Genomic DNA, 5,363 nt, shown 5'->3' with positions numbered 1-5,363 from the left:
CCCTTGTTGTTTTCCGCCCTGCGATTTGTCTTTTCTGCATTTCCAGCGATTTTGTTCATTCAGAAAGGTTCTGTCAGTCTGCGGTGGATTGTGTCTATCGGTCTGGTTTTGGGGGTTGTGATGTTCAGTTTGTTGTTTGTCGGAATGAAGATTGGAATGCCGGCCGGGCTGTCTTCGCTGGTGCTGCAAATTCAAAGTGTCTTTACATTGATTTTGTCTTCATTCCTGTTACGGGATGCTCCTACTGCGTTCCAAAAACTCGGTATTTCGATTGCTTTTGGCGGAATATTTATCCTGGTGTTCGACAGTATCGGAGAGGGCCGTTCAAACTTGGCTGGATTGTGTATCGTTATCGCTGCCGGTCTGGCATGGGCGGTATCCAATATCTTGATGAAGAAAGCAGGGAGAATCAACATGTTTCATCTGGTCATTCAAATGAGCCTGATTCCACCATTGCCACTATTTCTCCTGTCGTTTTTTTTCGAAGATGGTCAGATCGGAGCAATTACCGACATATCTCTGACCGGTGTATTCGCTATTTTTTATACGAGCATGGTTTCAACAGTGCTTGCGTTTGGCTTCTGGGGAAAGTTGCTTTCCCGATATTCTCCGAATGTTGTCGCGCCTTTTTCCTTGCTGGTTCCGGTTTTCGGCATGCTGTCTTCATGGGTCGTGCTGGGCGAATCGTTCAATAACTGGGAATGGATCGCCTCTCTGTGTATTTTTGCCGGTCTGCTGGTGATAGTAGCTCCTCCGGATGTGTTGAACAGGATCAAGTCGTCCTTTGCGCTGGCAATGCAGCGTTGGGTATGAAAAGATTCGGTGTTGGCGTTGTGAAATACTCTGCCTTGTATGCTTTGATTGTCAACTTGTCGCGGTAGTGCGCAGGAGCAATAGCTATTTCTTCTCCGTTTTGAGCTTCGATAGAGTTCGAATTCATGGTTGATTCATAATCCGTCAAGCTATACTATCCTCGAGCTGGTAAAGCAGATTTGTTAGTGTGCGTAATCATCTACATCTACCACCAATATTCTCTGCCCTGGATATTTCGTTTGTTCTGGGTGTTCAAGTATATCAAGTATTTTCCCGGCCTCAATCTGTGAAACGATAAGTTCAAAAGAGACAGCTCTTTGAAGCTTAAGCTTATTATTCTTTTCATTGTTCCATGCAAAGGTTTTCGTGAAATCAATATACACTTATGTGTGCCTTTTGTCAATCACATGAGTCTGTCTGTCTCTGAAGTTTCGTAAGCCCATAGAGTCTCTTATAGAGCTGGCTTTTTTGTTTAAGGCCACAATATATCGAAATAACCGGGGTGATGGTCGTTCCGGGTTGAAAACCCGTGAAGTTTTACTGTAGGATGTCCCCTAAAGCCAATCAGAACCAACTTCTGCTGGAAAAATTTGCTTTGTGATTAGGTTGAAAGTCACTATTTTGTATAGAAAATCGAATAAATGTCGATTAACTGTGCAAAATAATTGCAATGAGGTTAGAACAAAAGCTTAAGACATTTGGTGGGGTACCGTTGACGCATGGCACTTTACTGTCGATTCTTGATGAATATCGGTCTCCGAACGACAAGATCGTCCGCATGATCGATGACGGGCAGCTCTTACCCATCAAAAAGGGGCTGTATGCCGTCTCACCTGAAATTACAGAGATTCCGATGTCCTTGCCGCTTGTTGCCAACTTGCTGTACGGGCCGTCTTACGTTTCCATGGATTATGCCTTGCATCATTATGGAATTATCCCGGAACGGGTCGTTGAGATCACCTCAATGACAACGAGGAGGGGAAAGATATACGACTTGATGGTTGGACGTTTTTCCTATACCCATTCTCCACCTGAATTCTATTCCATCGGTATCGACCGTATCGAGAATCCCGATCAAACCGGTTTTTTGATGGCATCTCCGGAAAAGGCGCTCTGTGACAAGCTGGTCTTTACCCGCAACGTAAGCATAAAGTCACCAAAAGGATTAGCGGTGTTGCTCTTTGATGATTTGCGCGTCGATGAAGAATCCCTGGCTCGTTTTGACATGAACGTGATCGATGACTGTATCTTAGCAGGTATCAAGACTGATATGTTGCAGGCATTGCTGAAACTTGTTGGCACACTGCAGCGGGAGGTGTCATGACCGTTCTGAAGCAGATGCTCGAAAAATATGATATGACGATGGCTGATGGTGCCGTGAATGGGTTGCGTGAGGTCGTACAGGAGGTGGCGCTTGCTGGTTTGTATAGGGGAGGCTTTTTCGACAAAGCTGCATTTTACGGCGGCACCTGTCTGAGAATCTTTTACGGGCTGCCGAGGTTTTCCGAAGACTTGGATTTTTCTCTACTCGAATCAGATGCCGACTTTTCACTCGAACCCTATTTCAAAGTGGTCAGGGAAGAGTTTTCAGCATTGGGGCTTCAGGTAGAAATGTCGGCAAAAAAGAAAACGGTTCGCACCGGTATCGAGTCCGCTTTTTTAAAAAGTGATACACGCCTTTTCAGTTTTGCCGTTCATGCGGACAAAATCATCAAGATCAAGTTCGAGGTCGATACGGAACCTCCATTGGGATTTGCAACCGAGGAAAAACTCCTTCTCCAACCCTTTTCGTTCTATGTCAAATGCTTCAGCTTGCCGGATCTGTTTGCCGGGAAGATGCATGCACTGCTTTTCAGGAACTGGAAAAACAGGGTCAAAGGGCGGGACTGGTTCGACTTCGAATGGTATGTCAGGAAAAGTATTTCGATGAACCTTTCTCATTTTGGCATTCGTGCCAAGCAGAGCGGGAATCTGCAAGGGGAAAACCTCACAGAACCTGACTTTCGCCAGTTACTCCATCAGCGAATTGATGCGCTCGATGTTGTACCGGCCAGGAATGATGTCTCAAGGTTTGTAAAGGATGTCGAAGCCTTAAAGATATGGTCGCGTGACTATTTCCATGAACTGGCAAAACGCATGCACATTACTGTCGGATAAGGTACACAGTAGAGGCGAGAGGTTCAACTCATTGCCTGATAAGGTCTTTCATTATTCAATAGTAAATTTTCATTTCTTAACGCCTTCCTCTTTCTTCTTCTTCTGCCCTGTGAAGTAGGTAAGTGCTACAACGACGAACGCAATGGCTGCGCCGTAATAGACTATCTCGGTCTCTCCGTGCCATTTGATGACATGGCCGAGAAAAACCACACTCATAACCACGATAACGACCCCTATCAGCTTTTGTTTGAGATCGTCGAGTGTATGTATTTCCAGCCAGTCGGGTACTTCTATATTGTCATCGACGAACAGTTCGTAAAGACCTGTCGATATGATGTACATTACTGTGCCTATAAGAAATATATCGGCAATTTCGACAAAACTGAGCATCAGGGCTTTCGACCCCTTGCTCGATACATGTCCCGTTTGGATAGTCTCGATGATTTGTTGAACGGTGAGTATGCCGCCATAAATGAAAAGTGAAATTGCTGCAAAAAATGCGCCGATGACGCCGATTAAGACCATATAGCGCCCGTTCGAGAGGATGAACTTCATAAGAATCAATTCAAAGATCAAAAAATACAAGGCAATAGTTCTGAATACAGAAGCCTGAAATATATAAAACCAGTTTACAGTCTTCGGTCAACAGAAATGATGTTCTATTACCTCTTGACTGCCGCTGAAATTTAAGGAATACCCTTTTGAATTGAAATGCTCCGAAGGTTATCATCGTGGGGAAAGGGTAAAAAAAACGATATTTTATTTTTACCTCCTTCTCCAATCTTGCAATGGAGCAAACCATGGACACGCAAAGGAAAATAATCACCGACTTCATGCATCCTCCTCTTCTTCGCTGGACAAGCGTCAACGATGGTGTTATGGGTGGATTGTCCGATAGCCTGATGCAGCATTCCAGTGAGGGCAAAGGGGTGTTTTCCGGTCATCTCTCCCTTGACAACAATGGTGGATTCGCCTCGGTACGGGCACCGCTTCCGGAAAATGATTATACTGGTTATGACGGAATCGAACTGTCTATCAACGGGGACGGCAAACGTTACAGTTTTCGTCTTCGAACGGATCTCCTGTTCGACGGCCTGGTATACCGCCAGGAATTCGATGCGCCGATGGACGGGTGGGTTGCTGTTCGATTGCCTTTCATTGATTTCAAGCCCTCTTTCCGTGGTCGCATTGTTACGGATGCTCCGCCTCTCGATCAATCCCGTATTTTCCAGATCGGTTTTCTGCTTTCCGAGAGGCAGGAGGGTGCGTTCAGGCTCGAAGTAGACAGAATCGAGGTTTTTCAGTCTTGAACAGGATCATAGGTATATTGGTGCATTGCGGACAGAATCAAGGAATTGGACGTCGAAGAAAACCAATTAGGAGAGAGAATTATGCCTTCAGGTGTCATTGTGGTCGAGAAGATAGCGAAGTACGATATTGCGTACTTCGCTGGCGGGAAGTTTGCGAACGGTTATCCGTACAGGGCGATAATCGGGCTGCGCAGGGATGACGGCAGCCTGATCGGCGGTGCGTATTTTCATCGTGAACATGGATCCATGCCTGATACGGATGAGCAGGTGGCAACGGGATATGTCTGGTGTAACTACCGATGGGAAGACTTTCCGCAGGTAGTGGATATTTTACGAAACGAGTGTCCTGTCTATGTGCGCTACGTTGCCGGAAGCTGGCACATGGGTTCGATCACGACGATGCCGGAACCTGTGGGTGAAGGTGAACCGAAATGTGGTGAATAGCGAATGGAAAGTGGTTGTAGGGGGAAACTTCAGTAGATCGTTTTCTTAACGAACGGGTTGCCTCTAGCGTAACGAAAAGCGAATTGGAACGGTCAACCATACAGCTATCGGTTCTCCATTTCGCATAGCGGGTTCGTAGGTTGAATTCATGACCGTCGCAATCGCTGAACTATCGAAAACGGTTTCTTCAGGTGGAGTACGTTTTAGAACGTGCGCTTTTCTGGGTTTCCCGTTTTTACCTATCATAACGATGACAAACACCTTTCCTTCGATATCTGCAATTCGGGCTTCTTCAGGGTATTCTGGTTTCTCCTGGTGAAGAAACCTCGGCATGATGTCAGCCTGAACCCATCTGATGGCATCCTTTCCGACAGTGGCATCCTTTTCGACGGTGGTAGGCTTTGGTAAGATGTTGTCTTCCTCTTCGTCCGATAGAATGCGTGCTTTGTCAATGACAAGAGTATTGGCATCACCACTTTTTGCTTTTCCCTCGATCGCAACAAACTGTCCTTTCGATAATCGAGCAAGTGACGCCATATCTTTTCTTGCGAAAAAACATCGGATGCCTTCAGGTTTTTTCTCTCCAATAGTCACGTACGCTTGGTCACTTGTATCTATGCCAAAATCCAGAACGACACC

7 protein-coding genes are annotated in these 5,363 nt (G+C 45.9%); 5 read left to right on the top strand and 2 right to left on the bottom strand.

Annotation, left to right across the window (positions count from 1 at the left end):
• The 3 genes from QZ209_RS07035 to QZ209_RS07025 form a co-directional block, all read left to right on the top strand.
• Positions 1 to 813: EamA family transporter (locus tag QZ209_RS07035; protein WP_294346316.1), on the top strand; the 813-nt coding region annotated here is incomplete at its 5' end.
• 670 nt (positions 814 to 1,483) lie between these two features.
• Entirely contained in the window at positions 1,484 to 2,137 is a 654-nt protein-coding gene (locus QZ209_RS07030) for a hypothetical protein (protein WP_294346314.1), read from the top strand.
• Positions 2,134 to 2,970: a nucleotidyl transferase AbiEii/AbiGii toxin family protein gene (locus tag QZ209_RS07025; protein ID WP_294346312.1), complete on the top strand. Its 837-nt coding sequence runs from the start codon at positions 2,134 to 2,136 to the stop codon at positions 2,968 to 2,970. Before QZ209_RS07030 ends, QZ209_RS07025 begins: the two co-directional genes overlap by 4 nt.
• Positions 2,971 to 3,039: 69 nt before the next feature.
• Here the strand turns inward: QZ209_RS07025 and QZ209_RS07020 are convergent, their stop codons facing one another.
• Positions 3,040 to 3,525 (bottom strand): YqhA family protein, encoded by a 486-nt coding sequence (locus QZ209_RS07020; protein WP_294346311.1) that lies wholly within the window; start codon positions 3,523 to 3,525, stop codon positions 3,040 to 3,042.
• Between the two features lie 245 nt (positions 3,526 to 3,770).
• On the opposite strand from QZ209_RS07020, the gene QZ209_RS07015 reads away from it, so the two are divergent.
• Both QZ209_RS07015 and QZ209_RS07010 read left to right on the top strand, forming a co-directional pair.
• On the top strand, positions 3,771 to 4,280 hold the full coding sequence (locus QZ209_RS07015; RefSeq protein ID WP_294346309.1) for a CIA30 family protein: 510 nt from the start codon (positions 3,771 to 3,773) through the stop codon (positions 4,278 to 4,280).
• Positions 4,281 to 4,361: 81 nt separating this feature from the next.
• Positions 4,362 to 4,724, top strand: coding sequence for a hypothetical protein (locus tag QZ209_RS07010; protein ID WP_294346307.1), 363 nt, complete (start codon positions 4,362 to 4,364; stop codon positions 4,722 to 4,724).
• Between the two features lie 63 nt (positions 4,725 to 4,787).
• Here QZ209_RS07010 and QZ209_RS07005 read toward each other — a convergent pair.
• The coding region (locus QZ209_RS07005; RefSeq protein WP_294346304.1) for an energy transducer TonB at positions 4,788 to 5,363 on the bottom strand (576 nt) is incomplete at its 5' end.

The organism is Prosthecochloris sp. (assembly GCA_015482705.2).
In the GTDB taxonomy this organism is placed as follows: Bacteria; Bacteroidota; Chlorobiia; order Chlorobiales; family Chlorobiaceae; genus Prosthecochloris.
Note: the sequence above shows the minus strand (reverse complement) of the source record. Positions and strands in the feature narration are given on the sequence as shown.

What these genes read in the sequence shown, in the direction of transcription:
- QZ209_RS07030 (WP_294346314.1), top strand. Translation starts at nt 1,484, where the DNA reads ATGAGGTTAGAACAAAAGCTTAAGACATTTGGTGGGGTACCGTTGACG.
- QZ209_RS07025 (WP_294346312.1), top strand. Translation starts at nt 2,134, where the DNA reads ATGACCGTTCTGAAGCAGATGCTCGAAAAATATGATATGACGATGGCT.
- QZ209_RS07020 (WP_294346311.1), bottom strand. Translation starts at nt 3,525, where the DNA reads ATGAAGTTCATCCTCTCGAACGGGCGCTATATGGTCTTAATCGGCGTC.
- QZ209_RS07015 (WP_294346309.1), top strand. Translation starts at nt 3,771, where the DNA reads ATGGACACGCAAAGGAAAATAATCACCGACTTCATGCATCCTCCTCTT.
- QZ209_RS07010 (WP_294346307.1), top strand. Translation starts at nt 4,362, where the DNA reads ATGCCTTCAGGTGTCATTGTGGTCGAGAAGATAGCGAAGTACGATATT.